The following is a 16769-nucleotide window of genomic DNA, read 5'->3' as shown; positions in this document are numbered from 1 at the left end:
GGATGCGCGCCAGTCGGCTTAGCTTGCGGGTTGATCCTCAAGCCATTGTTCGAGCCACTTGATCGTATAGTCGCCGCTCTCGAAGGCCGGGTCGCGGATGATGTCGCGGTGCAGCGGGATCGTAGTGTGCATCCCCTCGACCACGAACTCCTCGAGCGCGCGCTTCAGCCGCATGATGCAGCGCTCCCGCGTCGTGCCATAAACGATCAGCTTGCCGATCATGCTGTCGTAGTAGGGCGGCACGCGATAGCCGGCGTAAAGGCCGCTATCGACGCGAACGTGCATTCCCCCAGGCGCGACATAATTCTTCACCAACCCCGGTGACGGCGCGAAGGTGCGCGGGTCCTCGGCATTGATGCGGCATTCGATGGCGTGGCCGTGAAGACGGATCTGGTCCTGGCGGCACGACAGACCGTCGCCCTGCGCGACCTTGATCTGTTCGCGGACGAGGTCGATCCCGCTGATCATCTCGGTCACCGGATGCTCGACCTGCAGACGCGTGTTCATCTCGATGAAGTAGAACTCGCCGTTCTCGTACAGGAACTCGATCGTGCCCGCGCCGCGATAGCCCATGTCGGCCATCGCCTTGGCGACAATCCCGCCCATGCGCTCACGCTGTTCGGCCGAGATGACGGGCGAGGGGGCTTCTTCGATCACCTTCTGGTGGCGCCGCTGGATCGAACAGTCGCGTTCGCCGAGGTGAATCGCTTCGCCGTTGCCGTCGCCGAACACCTGGAACTCGATGTGGCGCGGATCGCCGAGATATTTTTCCATGTAGACGGTCGGATCGCCGAACGCCGCATTCGCTTCGGACGAAGCCTGACTCATCAGGCTCTCGAGCTGGCTTTCCTCCGGCACGACCTTCATGCCGCGCCCGCCGCCGCCCGAGGCGGCCTTGATCAGGACCGGATATCCGATCTCGTCGGCAATACGCCGTGCATCCTCGACATTGTCGAGCGGCCCGGGCGATCCGGGGACCAGCGGCAGGCCGAGCTCGGCGGCGGTGCGCTTGGCTTCGATCTTGTCGCCCATGATGCGGATATGCTCGGGCTTCGGCCCGACCCAGACGAGACCATGGCTCTCGACGATCTCCGCGAACTGCGCATTTTCTGACAGGAAGCCGTAACCCGGGTGGACCGCGTCGGCGTGCGTAATCTCGGCCGCGGAAATGATGTTGGCAATGTTGAGGTAGCTGTCCTTGGCCGCGGGCGGGCCGATGCAGACGGCTTCGTCGGCGAGGCGGACGTGCATCGCATCAGCGTCGGCGGTGGAATGGACCGCAACGGTCTTGATGCCCATTTCGTGACACGCGCGATGAATGCGCAGCGCGATCTCGCCCCGGTTGGCGATCAGCAGCTTAGTGATCGGCATGATGATTACTCGATCACGACGAGCGGCTGATCGAATTCGACCGGCTGGGCGTCTCCGACCAGGATTCGGGCGACGGTGCCCGACTTCGGCGCGAGGATCGGGTTCATGACCTTCATCGCCTCGATGATCATCAGCGTGTCGCCTTGCTTGACGCTGCCACCGGCGGTGACGAACGGCTTGGCGCCGGGTTCGGGGGACAGGAAGGCGGTGCCGACCATCGGCGACTTGACCGCATCGATCGCGGCCGCAGCCGGAGCGGGCGCATCGGCGACGGCAGGCGCCGCGGCGAGCGGGGCGGGGGCATGCGCGGCAGGCGCCGGCGCATAGGCCATCACCGGAGCCGCTTCGCGACGTACTTTGATCTTGCGATTGCCGTCCTCGACCTCGATCTCGGTCAGGTCGTTGTCGGAAAGCAGGGCGGCGAGTTCGCGCAGCAGTGCGCCATCGACCCGCATCGCCTGACCGTCCTTGTCGTCCGCCATTGCATGTCCTCTTGAACTGTTAGTCGCCGCGCGTCCTGTCAGAGCCGCGCCGCCTCGTCCAGTGCCAGCAGGTATCCGTAGGGTCCCTTGCCCTTGATCGAACGCGTCGCGGCAAGCTCGACCAGGTCGACTTGGCGGAAATCCTCGCGGCTCGAAGGGTCGCTCAAATGCACCTCGATCACCGGAGTCGCGATCGCTTTGACCGCGTCATGCAGCGCGACCGACGTGTGACTGTATCCGCCGGGATTGAAGATGACGGCCTTGGCGCCGGCGGCCTGCGCTTCGTGCAGCCAGTCGATGAGCAGGCCTTCGTGATTCGTCTGGCGCTGGTCGAGGGTGACGCCCAGTTCGCTTGCCCGATCCTCGAGCCGCGCGGCGATGTCGTCGAGCGTGTCGGTTCCGTAAATCTCGGGCTCGCGAGTCCCGAGCAGGTTGAGGTTGGGACCCTGCAGCACGAAGATCAGCGGTGGCGTCGGCATCGGCAGACCCTATATGGGCGGAACGGACATTCAACCACCCGGAGCTTCCATGAGTCTCGACGGCACCGCGGGCGTCATTATCAACGGCGATCATCGGCGCGTTCAAGCAGGGACGACCCTGGCGCAACTGATCGCCGAGATTGGGCTAGACCCGGTGCGGGTGGCGGTCGAGCGCAACTTAGAAATCGTACCGCGATCGACCTTTGAAAGCGTCATCGTCGAGGACGGCGACGACTATGAAATCGTGCATTTTGTGGGAGGCGGTTGAGTTTTGACTGACAGCTGGAGCGTCGCCGGACGAACGTTCACCTCGCGCCTGATCGTGGGGACCGGCAAATATAAGGACTACGAACAGAACGCCGCGGCAGTCGAAGCGTCGGGCGCGGAGATCGTCACGGTCGCGGTTCGCCGGGTCAACATTTCCGATCCTTCGCAGCCGGTGCTGATGGATTATATCGATCCGAAAAAGGTCACCTACCTCCCCAACACCGCGGGCTGCTTCAACGCCGAGGATGCGATCCGCACGCTGCGCCTGGCGCGGGAAGCGGGTGGATGGGACTTGGTGAAGCTCGAAGTGCTCGGCGAGGCGCGGACGCTCTACCCGAACATGCGCGAGACCTTGCGCGCGACCGAGGTGCTGGCGAACGAAGGCTTCCTGCCGATGGTTTACTGTGTCGATGATCCCATTGCCGCGAAGCAATTGGAAGAAGCGGGCGCGGTCGCGATCATGCCGCTGGGCGCGCCGATCGGATCGGGACTCGGCATCCAGAACCAGGTGACCATCCGCCTGATCGTCGAAGGTGCAAGCGTGCCTGTCCTCGTTGACGCCGGCGTCGGAACGCCAAGCGACGCCGCCGCGGCGATGGAGCTTGGCTGCGACGGCGTTCTAATGAACACCGCGATTGCCGAGGCAAAGGACCCGGTCGTCATGGCCCGGGCGATGAAGTTGGCGGTCGAAGCCGGCCGGCTCGGTTACCGCGCGGGACGGATGGCGAAGCGTCGCTACGCCGATCCGTCGAGCCCGCTCGCCGGACTAATCTAGCGCGCGCGAAGCTTTTCGATCGTCGTCTGGTTGGTGATGATCTCGACGTCGGTGATGCAGTGGAGCAGGCGAATGCCGCGACGCTTCATCGCCTCGTCGAGAGCAGGTGCGAAGTCGTCGGTGCGCTCGACGCGCACCGCCCATCCCCCGAATGCCTCCGCCAATTTGGCGAAATCGGGATTGGCTAGGCTCGTCGCGCTGATCCGCTCCGGATAGTCGCGTTCCTGGTGCATGCGGATGGTGCCGTATGCACCGTTGTCGACAAGGATGACGAGTAGGTCGGCACCATATTGTGCCGCAGTCGCCAATTCCTGACCGTTCATCAGGAAATCGCCATCGCCCGCGACGCACACGACGGTGCGGTCCTTGAAGCGCAGGGCGGCTGCGACGGCTGCGGGAAGGCCATAGCCCATCGTCCCGCTGGTCGGCGCAAGTTGAGTCGGCGCGACGCCGTAGTGCCAGTAGCGATGCCACCAGCCGGAAAAATTGCCCGCGCCGTTGCAGATGATCGTGTTTGCGGGAAGCGCGTCGCGCATCGCCTTCACACACGGGCCAAGGTCCAGCTTTACCCCTTCACGCGGCGCAGGCTCCGACCAGCGCAGCCACTCACGGTGCGCTTCCTCGCCGTCCTTGAAGGGCACGAGTTCGGGGTCGTGCCAGTCGGCGGCGATCTCGGCGAACTCATCCATCTCCGCACAGATCGGCAGGTCGGCCTGATAAATGCGGCCGAGCTCGTTGGGATCGGGATGAACGTGGACCAGAATCTGATCGGGATGGTCGGGGGTGATCAGCTTGTACCCGTCGGTCGTCGACTCGCCGAGGCGGGCGCCGACCACCAGCAGGAGGTCGGCGTCGCGAATCCGCTGCTGGAGCAGTGGATTGGGACCGTACCCTAGCTGGCCTGCATAGACGCGGCACTCGTTGTCGATCGCATCCTGACGTCGGAAGGCGGCCGCGGTCGGAATGCCGTAGCGCGCCGCGAAGGTTTCGAAATGATGCGCTGCCGCCGGATTCCAGCCGGCGCCGCCGATGATCGCGACCGGATTGGTGGCGTCCTTCAATAGCCCAAACATCGCCTCCATCGCGCCCGCGCAGGGCGGCTGGTTGATCGGCGGCGTGACCGGACGGTCGGCTGCTTCGGCTTCATCGCGAAGCATGTCTTCAGGCAACGCGAGCACTACCGGGCCGGGACGACCGGCCGTGGCGACTCGGAAGGCGCGGGCGACATATTCGGGGATGCGGCGGGCATCGTCGATCCGCGCCGCCCATTTGGCGATCGGGCCGAAGAAGGCGGGCAGATCGATTTCTTGAAAGCCTTCGCGGTCGCGGTCGGCGCGGTCGAGGTCGCCGACGAACAGGATCATCGGGGTCGAGTCCTGGAAGGCGACGTGCACGCCAGCGCTGGCGTTGGTCGCGCCGGGTCCGCGCGTGACGAAGGCGACGCCCGGCCGCCCGGTCATCTTGCCATCGGCGTCGGCCATGTAGGCGACCCCGCCTTCCTGCCGGCAGACGACCGTGTCGATCTCCGGCGCGTCGTGAAGCGCGTCGAGAACGGCGAGGAAGCTTTCGCCGGGAACGGTGAAAATGCGGTCGCAGCCCTGGATTCGGAGCTGGTCGACAAGGATCTGGCCGCCGGTGCGTATCTTCATGATGCCGCTCTAGCGCTCCGCAATCGCCTTGTGGAGTGCAGCAGGCGACGGCGCGCCGATTATATGCTAGGCAGGGCCATCACTCGATCGACCCCACGAGCTTCTGGTGACTGAGAGACGGTAGCGCTCTCGCTTCAAACCAGGAGATTCCACATGGTCCGACACCCCAGCAAAGCAACGGCGGTGAGCCAGTGAGCCGCGTTCTCTTCCTCGACCTCAGCCAGACTGCGGTGATCGATCAGTGTGCAACCAAGAAGATCGGCGTTTCGGCGATCGAGCCTCTCGCGAGCGGCGGCGTGCGCATGGTGTGCATGAGCGTCGATGGCGCCGAGCAGGCCCGCAAGGTCTTCAAGTCGAAGATGATCAAAGGCGACGTCACCCGCACCAAGTTCCGCCCCGTCTCCTCGATCTGGTAGACGGTCAGCTTCCCGCTTCCAGTTCCCGAAGCGACCGGCCGCGGGTCTCGCGGCCGGCATAAGCGACCAATCCGACCGACACGATCATCGGCACGAGCAGCGCGAGCGCGGCGCCGCCAAGTGTAGGGATCAGGCCCGCTAGTGCGAACCCTTGCACTGCCACGCCCCCAACCTTGCTCGATCCGGCAATGAGACCGGTGGCGCGCCCGCGCACGCCGAGGGGATAATTCTCGGCGGCATAGGGAAGAAGCACCGCGATCAGGCCATTCGTTCCGACGACGAGCAGCGCGATGACCGCGATCAGCACCGGTTCCTGCGCCAGGATCGGCGCGGGAAGGATCGCTCCTACCAGCCCCGCGAGCGTCAAGACGATGGTCAGCACCAGCGTCCACTTGCTGCTCCACCCACTGTAGAGCAGCGCGCCGATCGCGATGGTCGGCAACGCAAGCAGCGCCGATCGGGCGATGATGCCGCTTCCCGCCTCGACACTATAGCCGCGCGACGCGAGGTCGGACGGTAGCCACAACAGCAAGCCGAAGTTGACGAAGCTCCATGCAAGCGCAGTAATGACGAGTGCCGCAGTCAGGCGGTTGTGCCGCGCCGCCGCAACGGGCGCGTCGTCAGGAACCAATACCTGCTCGCGTCGCACGATCCCGAAGCGGCTCGCCATCGCCTCCAGTTCTATGGTGCGTCCCTGCTCCATCAGGAAACGCGGGCTTTCCGGAATCCAGCGAGCGAGCGCCAACAGGAGTAGCCCTGTCGGAAAGCCCTGCAGCCAGAGCGACCGCCAGCCGTAGGTTGGTTCGAACATGTTCGCGGCTGCACTCGCGGCAAGATAGCCTCCTACCAATCCGACGCCGCCAACCAGGACCAACACCCGACTGCGGTGCTTCGGCGGCATGATCTCGGCCAGCAGGGTATAGACAACGGGGAGCATCCCCCCCGCCGAACAACCCATCAGGAAGCACATCAGCAGATTCCACTCGAACGCGGGCATGGCCCCGCAGACCGAGGTTGCGACAAACAGTATCGTCGACAGCAGGATCGACGCGCGTCGACCGTAAATGTCGGCAAGCCAGCCCCACACGAACGATCCGACCGTCGTTCCCGCCAGCGCCACGAATGGCAGCCATGCGGCCTGCGACCGCGCAATCCCATATTCCGAAGCCAGGCCGGGCAGGACGAAGCCGAGCGTCGCAGGCTTCATGACATCGATGATGAGACCTACGATCAGGACGATCAGGACGGCGGCATGCCATCGCCCGAGCGGGGTCGAGTCCGCTGCTTCGAACAATGTACCGGAATGGCTGTCGTGCGCGACATGACGCGCCGGCAGGGCACCGAAGATGGCAAGCGGCACGCCGATGACGATCAGCCCCATGCCGACCAGCATCTCCAAGTCCATCGGCATGCCTGCCAGGTGATTGCCCATGCTGTGCGCCATCGCCAGCATCGGCAGGTGAAGCGCCACCCCGGCGGCAATCGCCGCGCACCCGAACCAGAAGATCGGCATGCGCGATCGAATGGCGATCGTCATTTGGGTGGCTAGGCCTGGTGGATCGCTTTGACGACTTGGTAGGTCTCAAGCCCTTCCTTGCCGCCTTCGCTTCCGAAGCCAGAGTCCTTGACCCCGCCAAACGGCGCATCGGCAGTCGAAATGCCGAAGCTGTTGATCCCGACCATTCCGGCTTCGATCGCGTCGCCCAGCAGATTGGCGCGGCGACCGTTTTCGGTGAAGGCGAAAGCGGCAAGACCGAAAGGCAGGCGATTGGCCTGCTCGATCGCCTCGTCGAAAGTCGCAAACTTCGCCGTGACCGCGACCGGACCGAACGGTTCGTCGTTCATGATGTCGGCCGACGTCGGAACGTCGCCAAGGAGCGTCGGCTGGAAGAAGAAGCCGCCGTCGCCGCGATGACCGCCAGCAAGGACGCGCGCGCCCTTTGCTTCGGCGTCATTCACCAGCTTCTCGATGGCGTCGGGACGACGAGCGTTCGCAAGCGGCCCCATCTTCGTCTCGGCGTCGAGGCCGTCGCCGATCTTTACCTTCGCGGTGCGCTCCGCGAAACCTTTCAAAAAGGCGTCGTAAATCGATTCCTGCACGTAGAAGCGGGTCGGGGAGACACACACTTGCCCAGCATTCCGGAATTTCTGCGGAACGACCATGTCGAGCGTCTTCTCAAGATCGCAATCGTCGAAGATCAGCACGGGCGCGTGACCGCCGAGTTCGAGCGTGATCCGCTTCATGTCGTCGGCAGCAAGCTTCATCAAATGCTTGCCGACCGGAACCGAGCCGGTGAAGCTAATCTTTCGGATGATCTTCGACCCGATCAGCGTCGTGGAGACGAGGTCGGCATCGCCATGCACCAATTGCGCGACGCCCTTGGGGATGCCGGCGTCGGCGAGCGCGCGGAACAGTTCGCCGGTGCAGCCCGGGGTTTCCTGCGGGGGGCGGCTAATCACCGGGCAACCGGCGGCGAGCGCGGCGGCGACCTTCTTGGCGAGCAGGTAGATCGGGAAATTCCATGGCGTGAAGGTCGCGGTCGGACCGACCGGCTGGCGAATCACGATCGAGCGCTGGCCGGTCGGGCGGACCAGCGTGCGGCCATAGTCGCGCTTAATCTCCTCGGCATACCAATCGAACATCGACGCCGAACCGATCACTTCCAGCTTCGCTTCGCCTAACGGCTTGCCCTGCTCCTGCGTCAGGATGCGGGCGATGGCGTCCGCGCGCTCGCGCAGCAGGTCGGCGGTTTTGTGCAGGATCGCGCCGCGCTTATCGACCTCGGTCGCGCGCCATGACGGCCAAGCTCGGTCGGCCGCGGCAAGCGCTTCCTGAAGGTCGGCTGAGGTCGCCATCGGCAGTGCGGCAATGCCGCTTCCGCTGACAGGATTGATGACGTCATGGGTGTCGCGGCCTTCGCCGCTTTTCCACACGCCATCGATGAAGAGTTTCAGGTCTGCGTCATAGCTCATGGCGCATGCGATAGGCCGTCCGCGCGGCCGCGCCAAGCATTGCTAGATTTCATACCCCATCGCGTCGGCCCATGGCTTCAGGATGGGGAAGACCGGTTCCATCTGGTCACGGTAGCGGTGCCAGCGGTTGATCGCCCGGTCGTTGATCGGCTCCTGGATCTGCGCGTAGCTCGGTGTCGCGATGAACCCGCGCGCCTTGGCCGCGCGGCGGTGGTCGAGCAGACGCGGCGTCCACTTCAGGTTGAGGAAGCTGGCGAGCGGGCGCATCTCGGCCTCGATATCTTCGACCAGTCGCTCGTAGCGGACGATATGAACCAGTAGAGGCAAGACGGCGCGGCATTGGCGCCAGAAATCCATCACGCGATCATAGAGCTTCGCAGTGTCCTCAATCGTCAGGAAGTTGCTCATGCCCCCGACTGGCTGGAAGCGGGTCATAAACCCGCTGAGGACGAGGTCGCATGGATGACGCTGCACGAAGATGAAACGCGCTTCGGGGAAAAGCCGATGGATCAGCGGCGTCTCGATGGCGCCCAGCGGCAACTTGTCGACGATCATCTGCCCGCGCTTCGGTCGGACATATTGGTCGGCGCGTGCGAAGTAGAGCGCGCGCAACGTCTCGATTTCGTTGGTCTCCAGATCGGCGAGCCGTTCGTATCCGCCCATCGCCTCGGCGACATCGCCAAGGATCGGCAATTCCTCGGCGATCGCCAGGTCGGGATGACCCATCAGCAACGTGTCGAGCAAGGTCGTGCCCGACCGCGGGAAGCCGATCATGAAGACCGGCGCCGGACGATCCTCGACGAATGGGGCATGACGCCAGCGCCGAACGAGGTCGCGAGTGGAAAGCTTTGCTCTCTCGGCGATCGACTTTCGATAGCGAACGGCCTCGGCCGCCGGTTCGGGCACTTCGCGTGCCGTCTCCCAATTCATCGCGACGAACGACGCGAACGCGCCCCCTGGATCGTCGATCCGGTCCTGGATCAAGCCGAGCAGATGCGCCTTTCCGCCGGGGTCGGCGCCGCCGGGTGCGTCGCGCGCGGCGGTGAGGGCGGTTTCGAAGTCGCCTTGCCGAAACGACAGTCGAGCTTTCAGCAACTGGAGTTGGTCGTTCGGAACGCCGAGCCTGTCCAATTTGCGAAGGGTATCGACCAGCTCGTCGATCCGGTTTTCCTTTTCGGCCAAGTCCGCGAGCATGATCAGCAACGGCTGGTCGTCGGCGTGCCGGGAGAGGCCCTTGAGCACCGCTTCACGGGCCTGTTCCGGCCGGTCGAGCAGGATGTGGAGTCGAGCGATGACTCCGAAAACCAGCGTGTCGGTCGGATTCTCGCGGGCGAATGTCCAAGCCCGTTCGAGCGCGTTTTCGCCAGTTCCCGCCGCAACCTGGGCCTCGGCCCATTTCTGCCGAAAGACCTGCTGGTCACGGCGCAAGGTCAGCGATTTCGTCAGGGCCTCGTCGGCCTCGTTCGGCCGTCCCATCGCCAACAGGCAGACGCCCAGATTGCCCCAGCTTTCAAAATCCCGATCGTCGGCGGCAACGGCCTGTCGGTACAGATCGGCCGCTTTCTGATGTTGTCCGCGCCGGCGCAGCAGGAGTGCCTCAATACGCTTGCGACCGATACCGTGCGGGATCGCGGCCAGTTCGCGCTGGGCCTCGTCCAGCCGGTCGAAGGCGATCAGCAAACGCGTCAATTCGGTGCGGGCCACGACGTCGCCGGGGTTGAGCGCGAGCGCCGACCGGAATTGGTCCGCCGCCTCGTCCAATCGCGATGCTCGCGTGTAAAGCAGGCCGAGAAACAGCGTCAGACCGGCATCGCCCGGCGTGTGGTCGAGGGCGGCAAGCGCGGCTTCGATGGCCGCGTCGGTCTGGCCAGCGCGCGCCAGATCGATCGCCTTGCGCGCTTCGGGGTGGAGAGACGTCATCGGTCGCTGGCTGCTGAAGCCATCCACGAGTCGCAATTCTATTTCGATCAACGGTCCAAAATTGACGACCGCCTCTTGTCTTGCCGCCATGCACGCTTGTAGCACCGCGCCAACAAGGAGAGATGCCATGACCAAGACCGAACTCGCCGCCAAGATGCAGGAGGCCGGCGCATGGCTTCCGGGCAAGACCGTCAAGATCGATTTTGGCGGCGACGGCGCCGTCATGCTCGATGGCAAGGCCGAAACGGTGACGGAGGATGCTGGCGACGCCGACACCACGATCAAGGTCAGCTGGGACGACTGGCAGGCGATGGCCGACGGTCAGCTCGACGGAATGACCGCGTTCATGACCGGCAAGCTTAAGGTCGAAGGCGACATGTCGAACGCGATGCAGTTGCAGGGCGTGCTGTCCAAGCTGCGCAGCTGAGATGGCGAACAAGGTTTACGCGGATGCCGCTGCCGCGCTTGAGGGGCTGCTGCACGACGGCATGACCATCGCGGCGGGCGGCTTCGGCCTGTGCGGAATCCCCGAACGTCTGATCGACGCGATCGTCGCCAGCGGCGTGTCGGGCCTGACGATCGCCAGCAACAATGCCGGGATCGACAATGAAGGTCTCGGCAAGCTGCTGCGAACCCGGCAGGTCGCGAAAATGATTTCGTCCTACGTCGGCGAGAACAAGGAGTTCGAGCGGCAGTATCTCGCCAAGGAGCTTGAGGTCGAATTCTGTCCGCAGGGGACGCTCGCCGAGCGAATGCGGGCGGGTGGCGCCGGGATTCCCGGTTTTTACACCAAAACCGGGGTCGGCACCTTGGTTGCCGAGGGCAAGGAAGTGAAAAATTTCGATGGCGAGGATTACATCCTCGAACGCGGAATCCGCGCCGACCTGTCGATCATCAAGGGCTGGAAAGCCGACGAGGCGGGGAACCTCGTGTTCCGCAAGACCGCACGCAATTTCAACCAGCCTGCGGCGACCTGCGGCCGGATCTGCGTCGCGGAGGTCGAAGAGATCGTGCCGGTCGGCAGCCTCGATCCGGACTGCATCCATGTCCCGTCGATCTACGTGAAGCGGCTGATCCTCGGCGCGCCTTATGACAAAAAGATCGAGTTCGTGACCACGCGCGAAAGGAGTGAGGCGTAATGGCGTGGGACCGCAACCAGATGGCGGCGCGCGCGGCGCGCGAACTGCAGGACGGCTATTATGTCAATCTTGGCATCGGAATTCCGACGCTGGTCGCGAACAACATCCCCGAGGGGATGACCGTCACGCTGCAGAGCGAGAACGGGATGCTCGGGATCGGGCCGTTCCCGTATCCAGATGAGGTCGACGCCGACCTCATCAACGCGGGCAAGCAGACGATCAGCGAGCTCGACAGCTCGTCCTATTTCTCTTCCTCGGACAGCTTCGCGATGATCCGCGGCGGGCACATCGACCTGACCGTGCTCGGCGCGATGGAGGTCAGTGAGGGCGGCGACATCGCCAACTGGATGATTCCGGGAAAGATGATCAAGGGGATGGGCGGGGCGATGGACCTGGTCGCCGGGGTCAAGCGGATCATCGTCGTGATGGAGCATGTGTCCAAGAACGGCGATCCGAAATTCATCCCTGACTGCACGCTTCCGCTGACCGGCAAGAATGTCGTCGACATGATCGTCACCGACCTTGCGGTGTTCCAGCGGCCGGATCATTCGACGCCATTCAAGCTGATCGAGGTGGCGCCGGGCGTCACCGCCGAGGAAGTCCGGGCAAAGACCACCGCGGCTTACACCGAATGAAGGGCTGGGCGGGGATCGTCGGCGTTGCCGCGATCCTCGCCGCCTGCTCGTCGCCGCCGCCGACCCGGATCGACGGAACATCGGCTGAGGCGTTTGCCGCCACAACGGCGGCCGCCCGTCGCGAGTTGTCCAACCGTGACATGCTGACCTTCGACACGGCGATTCGGACCGTGGGCGGTCGGCGCCATGCCAACAATGATCCCGACGCGATGGCGCGGCAGACGTTCGATGGCATGACCGCCGCGGACGTGGTGGCCGACGCGCATGCTCGCGGGATCGAATGAGGAGATCATGATGACCAAGGCGATGATCGTGTTGATGGCCGGCTGCGCGCTTGCCGCCTGCCAGCGCACCGAAGTCGGCGGAGAGGCTGCGGCCGATGCCACCAATGCCGCCGCTCCCGCTGCAACGCCCGCTGCTGCACCGCTCAGCCTGACCCGGCTCGACTGTGGAACGATCACCATCAAGAATTTCGACAAATTCTTCTCGGACAAGCCTGGGCTCTATGCCGCCGAGGCCCGCGACGTGACCGACAGTTGCTATCTCATTCGGCACGGCGACCAGATGATGTTGTGGGACACCGGCCTCCCGGCAGAACTCAAAGGGCAGAAGATGGACATGGGCGATATGATCGCCGGCCAGACGACCACTATCGTCGAACAACTCGCGCAACTCGGCGTGAAGCCCGAAGACGTCGATATTGTCGGCATCAGCCACGGGCACAGCGACCACACCGGCCAAGCATCGAAATTCCCTACGGCCAACCTTCTCATCGGAAAGGCGGATTGGGATCAGAGCGCGGGCAAAGATGATCCGTTCGGGCCTTGGCGAAACGCGAAGGCCGGATCGATTACGTTCGTTGTCGGTGGCGAAACCGATGTCTTCGGTGACGGGAAGGTGAAGGCTCTACACTTGCCCGGTCACACCCCTGACCATCTAGCCTTGCTGGTCAATCTGGCTTCCGGACCGGTGCTGCTGAGTGGGGACATGTATCACGCCACCGAAGCGCGCGGGAAGCGAGGAGTCCCTCCGTTCAACACCAGCCGCGAACAGACGCTGGCATCGATGGATAAGTTCGAGGCCAAGGCCAAGGAAACCGGGGCGAAGGTCATCATCCAGCACGAACCGGGCGACATCGCCAAGCTTCCGGCTTTCCCCAAGGCTGCCCAGTGAAAGCGCTGCGTTCGAACACGCCCGGCGGCCCGGAAACGCTGACGGTCGATGAAGTTGCCGATCCTGTCGCGGGACCGGGCGAACTGCTCGTCCGCGTTCGGGCGGCGGCGATCAACTTTCCCGACGTGCTGATCATCGAAGACAAATATCAGTTCAAACCGCCACGCCCCTTCGCGCCCGGCGGTGAAATTGCCGGCGAGGTTGAGGCGGTCGGTGACGGAGTCAACGGCTGGTCGCCCGGCGACCGCCTGATCGCCGTTCCTGGCTGGGGCGGACTGTCGGAAAAGATCGTCATCAACGCGAAGACGGCAATCCCGCTGCCGCCGGAGCGCTCGTTCGTCGACGGCGCCGCGTTGCTGCTGACCTACGCCACCTCCATCCATGCGCTTTACGATCGCGGGAAGCTGCAGGCGGGCGAAACCTTGCTCGTCCTTGGCGCTGCCGGAGGCGTGGGGCTTGCGGCGATCGAATTAGGCAAGGCGCGCGGTGTCCGGGTGATCGCGGCAGTATCGTCGGACGACAAGGCGCAAGCCGCTCGCGACGCCGGCGCAGACGACGCGATCGTCTATCCGTATGGCCCATTCGACAAGGACGCGTCGAAGGCGCTGGCCGAACAATTCAAGGCCGCCGTTGGCCCGAACGGCGCCGACGTGATCTACGATCCGGTCGGTGGCGACTATGCCGAGCCCGCGCTCCGATCGATCGCGTGGGAGGGCCGCTACCTCGTCGTCGGCTTTCCCGCCGGCATCCCCAAGCTTCCGCTCAACCTGACATTGCTGAAGAGCTGTGACGTGTGCGGCGTGTTCTGGGGCGCCTTCGCTGCGCGCGATCCCAAGGCGAATGCCGCGCATGTCGCGACGCTGTTCCGGCTGTGGGACGAGGGAAAGATCGGTCCGCGCGTCAGCGCGACCTATCCACTCGAACGGGGCGGGGAAGCGATCGCGGCGCTGGCGGCGCGGAAGGTCATCGGCAAGGTCGTGGTGACGCTGGACTGACGAGGGTCGAAACCCTATCTGGCGGATAAGCCTTTTTCGAGGAGTCCGCATGACCGATTTCAACGACCGCGAGCGCGCGTTCGAGACCAAATTTGCCCGTGACGAGGAAATGCAGTTCCGCGTCCTCGCCCGCCGTAACCGTCTGCTCGGCGCTTGGGCGGCAGACCTGATGGGCCTGACCGAGGCGGAGGCTGACGCCTATGCCAAGGACGTCATCCGCGCCGATTTCGAGGAAGCGGGCGACGAGGACGTCATTCGCAAGTTGCTCGGCGATCTCACCGCCGCTGGAGTGGATATCGACGAGGCCCGCATCCGCGAGGCGCTTGGCCACAAGGCGGTCGAAGCGCGTCGCCAGCTTATCGAATCGTTGGACTGAGCCGATGGCGATGGCCGCGGCCGACATCGAAGCGCTGATCAAGGCAGCCTTGCCCGACGCCGCCGTGGAAATCCGCGACCTTGCCGGTGACGGCGACCATTATGCCGCGCGTGTCGTCAGCGCCGAGTTTGTCGGGATGAGCCGGGTGCGGCAGCACCAACTCGTTTACCGAGCGCTGGGTGGACGCATGGGCGGGGAATTGCATGCACTGCAACTTGAGACCGCAGTGCCTTCAGGAGATCATCAGTGAGCGACGTGAAGCAACGCCTCGACGGTATCGTCCAGGCCAACGACGTGGTCCTGTTCATGAAGGGAACGCCACTGTTCCCACAGTGTGGCTTTTCGAGCCGCGCGATCGCGATCCTCGATCATCTGGGCACGAGCTACGAAACCGTGGACGTGCTGCAGGATCCGGAAATCCGCACCGGCATTAAAGAATATAGCGATTGGCCGACGATCCCCCAGCTGTACGTCAAGGGTGAGTTCGTCGGCGGCTCCGACATCATGATGGAGATGTTCGAAAGCGGCGAATTGCAGCAACTGGTCGGTGAAAAGGCCGCCTGACGCTTTCGGCGGCGGCCGAGCCGGCGCATTGGTGCGCATGACATTGTGAAAAAATAAAAGGGGCGGCGCGCGGGACCAGAAAACCGCTTCGCCGCCCCTTCAATTTGGTTTGTGGAACCAAGTGGACGCAATCAATAATGCAATGTCCGTGCCAGTTATAGAAAACGTCAGAAATCCGGGATTAATTCCACTCGAATGGGAGAGGCGGCAATGCGAAGCGTAAAATTTGCCGACACTCCGTTCGCGGCTGATTGAGCCATGACGTCAGATACGTCTTCCCAAGACGGGCAGTTATTTGCCGACGTGACGCAAAGTTGGTCGGCCGCTGGGGGCGGGGTCGGGACCTACCTGCGTCATAAGCGACTCCACATCCTCGAGCGGACGTCGAACCGACATCTGATGATCGTGCCCGGTCCACAGGATAGCGAAGTCATCGAGGAGAATGGGCGCGCCATCACCGTCACGATCGCGTCGCCCACGGTTCCCGGAAGTCCGAATTACCGGCTGATGCTGCGTAACGGCGCAGTGCGACGGGCGCTGGAGCGCTTTCGCCCCGACCTGATCGAGTGCCAGGATGCCTATAATTTGCCATGGGCTGCCATCGGCCATGCCAAGCGAAACCCGGGCACTGCGCTGGTCGCGGCCTACTGCACCGATTTTCCGACCGTCTATGTCGACCGGCCCGTTTCTCAACTGTTGGGCAATGCCGTCGGCGGAGCGCTCGGGCGGCTCTGTTACCGATATTGCGGCTCGCTCTACTCACGCTTCGACGCCGTGTTCGCGATGAGCGAGAATGGCGGGGCCGCCAAACTTCGCTCGCTCGGTGTGCCGCAGGTCGACGTGGTGCCGCTCGGCGTCGAGCTTGGTGAATTCTCTCCGGAGAAGCGCAACGCAGCCCTTCGGCGGCGATTGGGGCTGACCGATGCCCAGCCATTGCTGATCTACGCTGGCCGCCTTGATGGCGAAAAGCGTCCGGACATCGTGGTGGATGCGTTCAAGCGCCTTCCCGAGGCGCTCGGTGCCGCGCTTCTCCTGTTGGGCGATGGACCGTTTCGCGAGACATTCGCCGGTCGGGAAAACGAACGCATCTTCGCGCCCGGCTATTGCGCCGACCGGAGCGACCTGGCGGCATGGTTGGCAAGCGCGGATTTATACGTCTCCGCCATGGCCGACGAGACGTTCGGCATTTCCATCATCGAGGCGCAGGCATCGGGGCTACCCGTCGTGGGCGTCGCTGCGGGCGCCATGGTAGACCGCGTGCCGGAAGGGCTGGGATTGGTTGGTCCCGTCGGCGACCCGGGGGCGATGGCGAGGAACATCGTTGCGATGCTGGGCAGCGACATGGCCGATATTTCGGCCGCCGCGCGGAGCCACGCCCTCCAGTTCAGCTGGGACGAAAGCATGGGCAGGCTGTTCGGCGATGTCTATCAGGCCGCGATCCGTCGCGCGTCGCTTCGAGCTGGCGCCTCTAATTCCGCAGTCTCGGCGTTCGCGGAAGGCTAGGCGGTCTTTCAGTCAAGGTTCATCGCGGTCCGATAGATCGGACTGGCAATTC

The 16769-nt window shown here is 63.9% G+C and carries 18 protein-coding genes and 1 pseudogene; 12 read left to right on the top strand and 7 right to left on the bottom strand.

Annotated features, from left to right (window positions below; genetic code table 11):
• Positions 1–18: 18 nt before the first annotated feature.
• From accC to SH584_RS03610, 3 genes are read right to left on the bottom strand one after another with little or no spacing between them, the layout of a single operon-like run.
• On the bottom strand, positions 19–1371 hold the full coding sequence (accC, locus tag SH584_RS03620; protein WP_322842500.1) for an acetyl-CoA carboxylase biotin carboxylase subunit: 1353 nt from the start codon (positions 1369–1371) through the stop codon (positions 19–21).
• A gap of 5 nt (positions 1372–1376) precedes the next feature.
• Positions 1377–1853, bottom strand: a complete 477-nt coding sequence (gene accB, locus SH584_RS03615; RefSeq protein WP_324808630.1) for an acetyl-CoA carboxylase biotin carboxyl carrier protein — start codon at positions 1851–1853, stop codon at positions 1377–1379.
• A 38-nt stretch (positions 1854–1891) separates the two neighbouring features.
• A complete protein-coding gene (locus SH584_RS03610) occupies positions 1892–2332 on the bottom strand; it encodes a type II 3-dehydroquinate dehydratase (RefSeq protein WP_324808628.1) in 441 nt (146 codons plus the stop codon).
• Positions 2333–2381: 49 nt separating this feature from the next.
• On the opposite strand from SH584_RS03610, the pseudogene thiS reads away from it, so the two are divergent.
• A pseudogene (gene thiS / locus SH584_RS03605) lies at positions 2382–3374 on the top strand (sulfur carrier protein ThiS).
• Here the strand turns inward: thiS and SH584_RS03600 are convergent.
• Complete coding sequence (locus tag SH584_RS03600; protein WP_324808626.1) at positions 3371–5023, bottom strand: thiamine pyrophosphate-binding protein; 1653 nt, start codon at positions 5021–5023, stop codon at positions 3371–3373. The pseudogene thiS and the gene SH584_RS03600 overlap by 4 nt on opposite strands.
• Before the next feature lie 191 nt (positions 5024–5214).
• Here SH584_RS03600 and SH584_RS03595 point away from each other — a divergent pair, with 191 nt between their 5' ends.
• Positions 5215–5439, top strand: coding sequence for a hypothetical protein (locus tag SH584_RS03595; protein WP_322842496.1), 225 nt, complete (start codon positions 5215–5217; stop codon positions 5437–5439).
• Positions 5440–5443: 4 nt separating this feature from the next.
• Here SH584_RS03595 and SH584_RS03590 read toward each other — a convergent pair whose 3' ends face one another.
• The 3 genes from SH584_RS03590 to SH584_RS03580 are packed head-to-tail and all read right to left on the bottom strand — an operon-like array spanning position 5444 to position 10332.
• A complete protein-coding gene (locus SH584_RS03590) occupies positions 5444–6976 on the bottom strand; it encodes an MFS transporter (RefSeq protein WP_324808624.1) in 1533 nt (510 codons plus the stop codon).
• Between the two features lie 8 nt (positions 6977–6984).
• Complete coding sequence (locus SH584_RS03585; protein WP_324808623.1) at positions 6985–8412, bottom strand: NAD-dependent succinate-semialdehyde dehydrogenase; 1428 nt, start codon at positions 8410–8412, stop codon at positions 6985–6987.
• Positions 8413–8454: 42 nt separating this feature from the next.
• Positions 8455–10332 (bottom strand): tetratricopeptide repeat-containing sulfotransferase family protein, encoded by a 1878-nt coding sequence (locus SH584_RS03580; RefSeq protein WP_324808621.1) that lies wholly within the window; start codon positions 10330–10332, stop codon positions 8455–8457.
• A gap of 127 nt (positions 10333–10459) precedes the next feature.
• Here SH584_RS03580 and SH584_RS03575 point away from each other — a divergent pair, with 127 nt between their 5' ends.
• The 10 genes from SH584_RS03575 (at position 10460) to SH584_RS03530 (ending at position 16717) form a co-directional block, all read left to right on the top strand.
• Complete coding sequence (locus SH584_RS03575) at positions 10460–10759, top strand: SCP2 sterol-binding domain-containing protein (RefSeq protein WP_324808619.1); 300 nt, start codon at positions 10460–10462, stop codon at positions 10757–10759.
• A 1-nt stretch (position 10760) separates the two neighbouring features.
• Positions 10761–11471, top strand: coding sequence for a CoA transferase subunit A (locus tag SH584_RS03570; RefSeq protein ID WP_324808617.1), 711 nt, complete (start codon positions 10761–10763; stop codon positions 11469–11471).
• Positions 11471–12106, top strand: a complete 636-nt coding sequence (locus SH584_RS03565; protein ID WP_324808615.1) for a 3-oxoacid CoA-transferase subunit B — start codon at positions 11471–11473, stop codon at positions 12104–12106. The genes SH584_RS03570 and SH584_RS03565 overlap by 1 nt, the downstream gene beginning before the upstream one ends.
• Entirely contained in the window at positions 12103–12390 is a 288-nt protein-coding gene (locus SH584_RS03560; protein WP_322842489.1) for a hypothetical protein, read from the top strand. Before SH584_RS03565 ends, SH584_RS03560 begins: the two co-directional genes overlap by 4 nt.
• Positions 12391–12400: 10 nt before the next feature.
• Positions 12401–13279, top strand: a complete 879-nt coding sequence (locus SH584_RS03555) for an N-acyl homoserine lactonase family protein (protein WP_324808613.1) — start codon at positions 12401–12403, stop codon at positions 13277–13279.
• The gene (locus tag SH584_RS03550) at positions 13276–14274 is read left to right on the top strand and encodes an NADPH:quinone oxidoreductase family protein (RefSeq protein WP_324808611.1); all 999 of its coding nucleotides are present in this window, start codon (positions 13276–13278) and stop codon (positions 14272–14274) included. The genes SH584_RS03555 and SH584_RS03550 overlap by 4 nt, the downstream gene beginning before the upstream one ends.
• A gap of 49 nt (positions 14275–14323) precedes the next feature.
• Complete coding sequence (locus SH584_RS03545) at positions 14324–14650, top strand: DUF1476 domain-containing protein (protein WP_322842486.1); 327 nt, start codon at positions 14324–14326, stop codon at positions 14648–14650.
• A 4-nt stretch (positions 14651–14654) separates the two neighbouring features.
• A complete protein-coding gene (locus tag SH584_RS03540) occupies positions 14655–14900 on the top strand; it encodes a BolA family protein (protein ID WP_324808608.1) in 246 nt (81 codons plus the stop codon).
• On the top strand, positions 14897–15214 hold the full coding sequence (grxD, locus tag SH584_RS03535) for a Grx4 family monothiol glutaredoxin (protein ID WP_324808606.1): 318 nt from the start codon (positions 14897–14899) through the stop codon (positions 15212–15214). The genes SH584_RS03540 and grxD overlap by 4 nt, the downstream gene beginning before the upstream one ends.
• Before the next feature lie 258 nt (positions 15215–15472).
• Positions 15473–16717, top strand: a complete 1245-nt coding sequence (locus SH584_RS03530; protein ID WP_324808604.1) for a glycosyltransferase — start codon at positions 15473–15475, stop codon at positions 16715–16717.
• Positions 16718–16769 lie beyond the last annotated feature (52 nt).

It is taken from the genome of Sphingomonas sp. LY29 (genome assembly GCF_035593985.1).
Classification (GTDB): Bacteria; Pseudomonadota; Alphaproteobacteria; order Sphingomonadales; family Sphingomonadaceae; genus Sphingomicrobium.
Note: the sequence above shows the minus strand (reverse complement) of the source record. Positions and strands in the feature narration are given on the sequence as shown.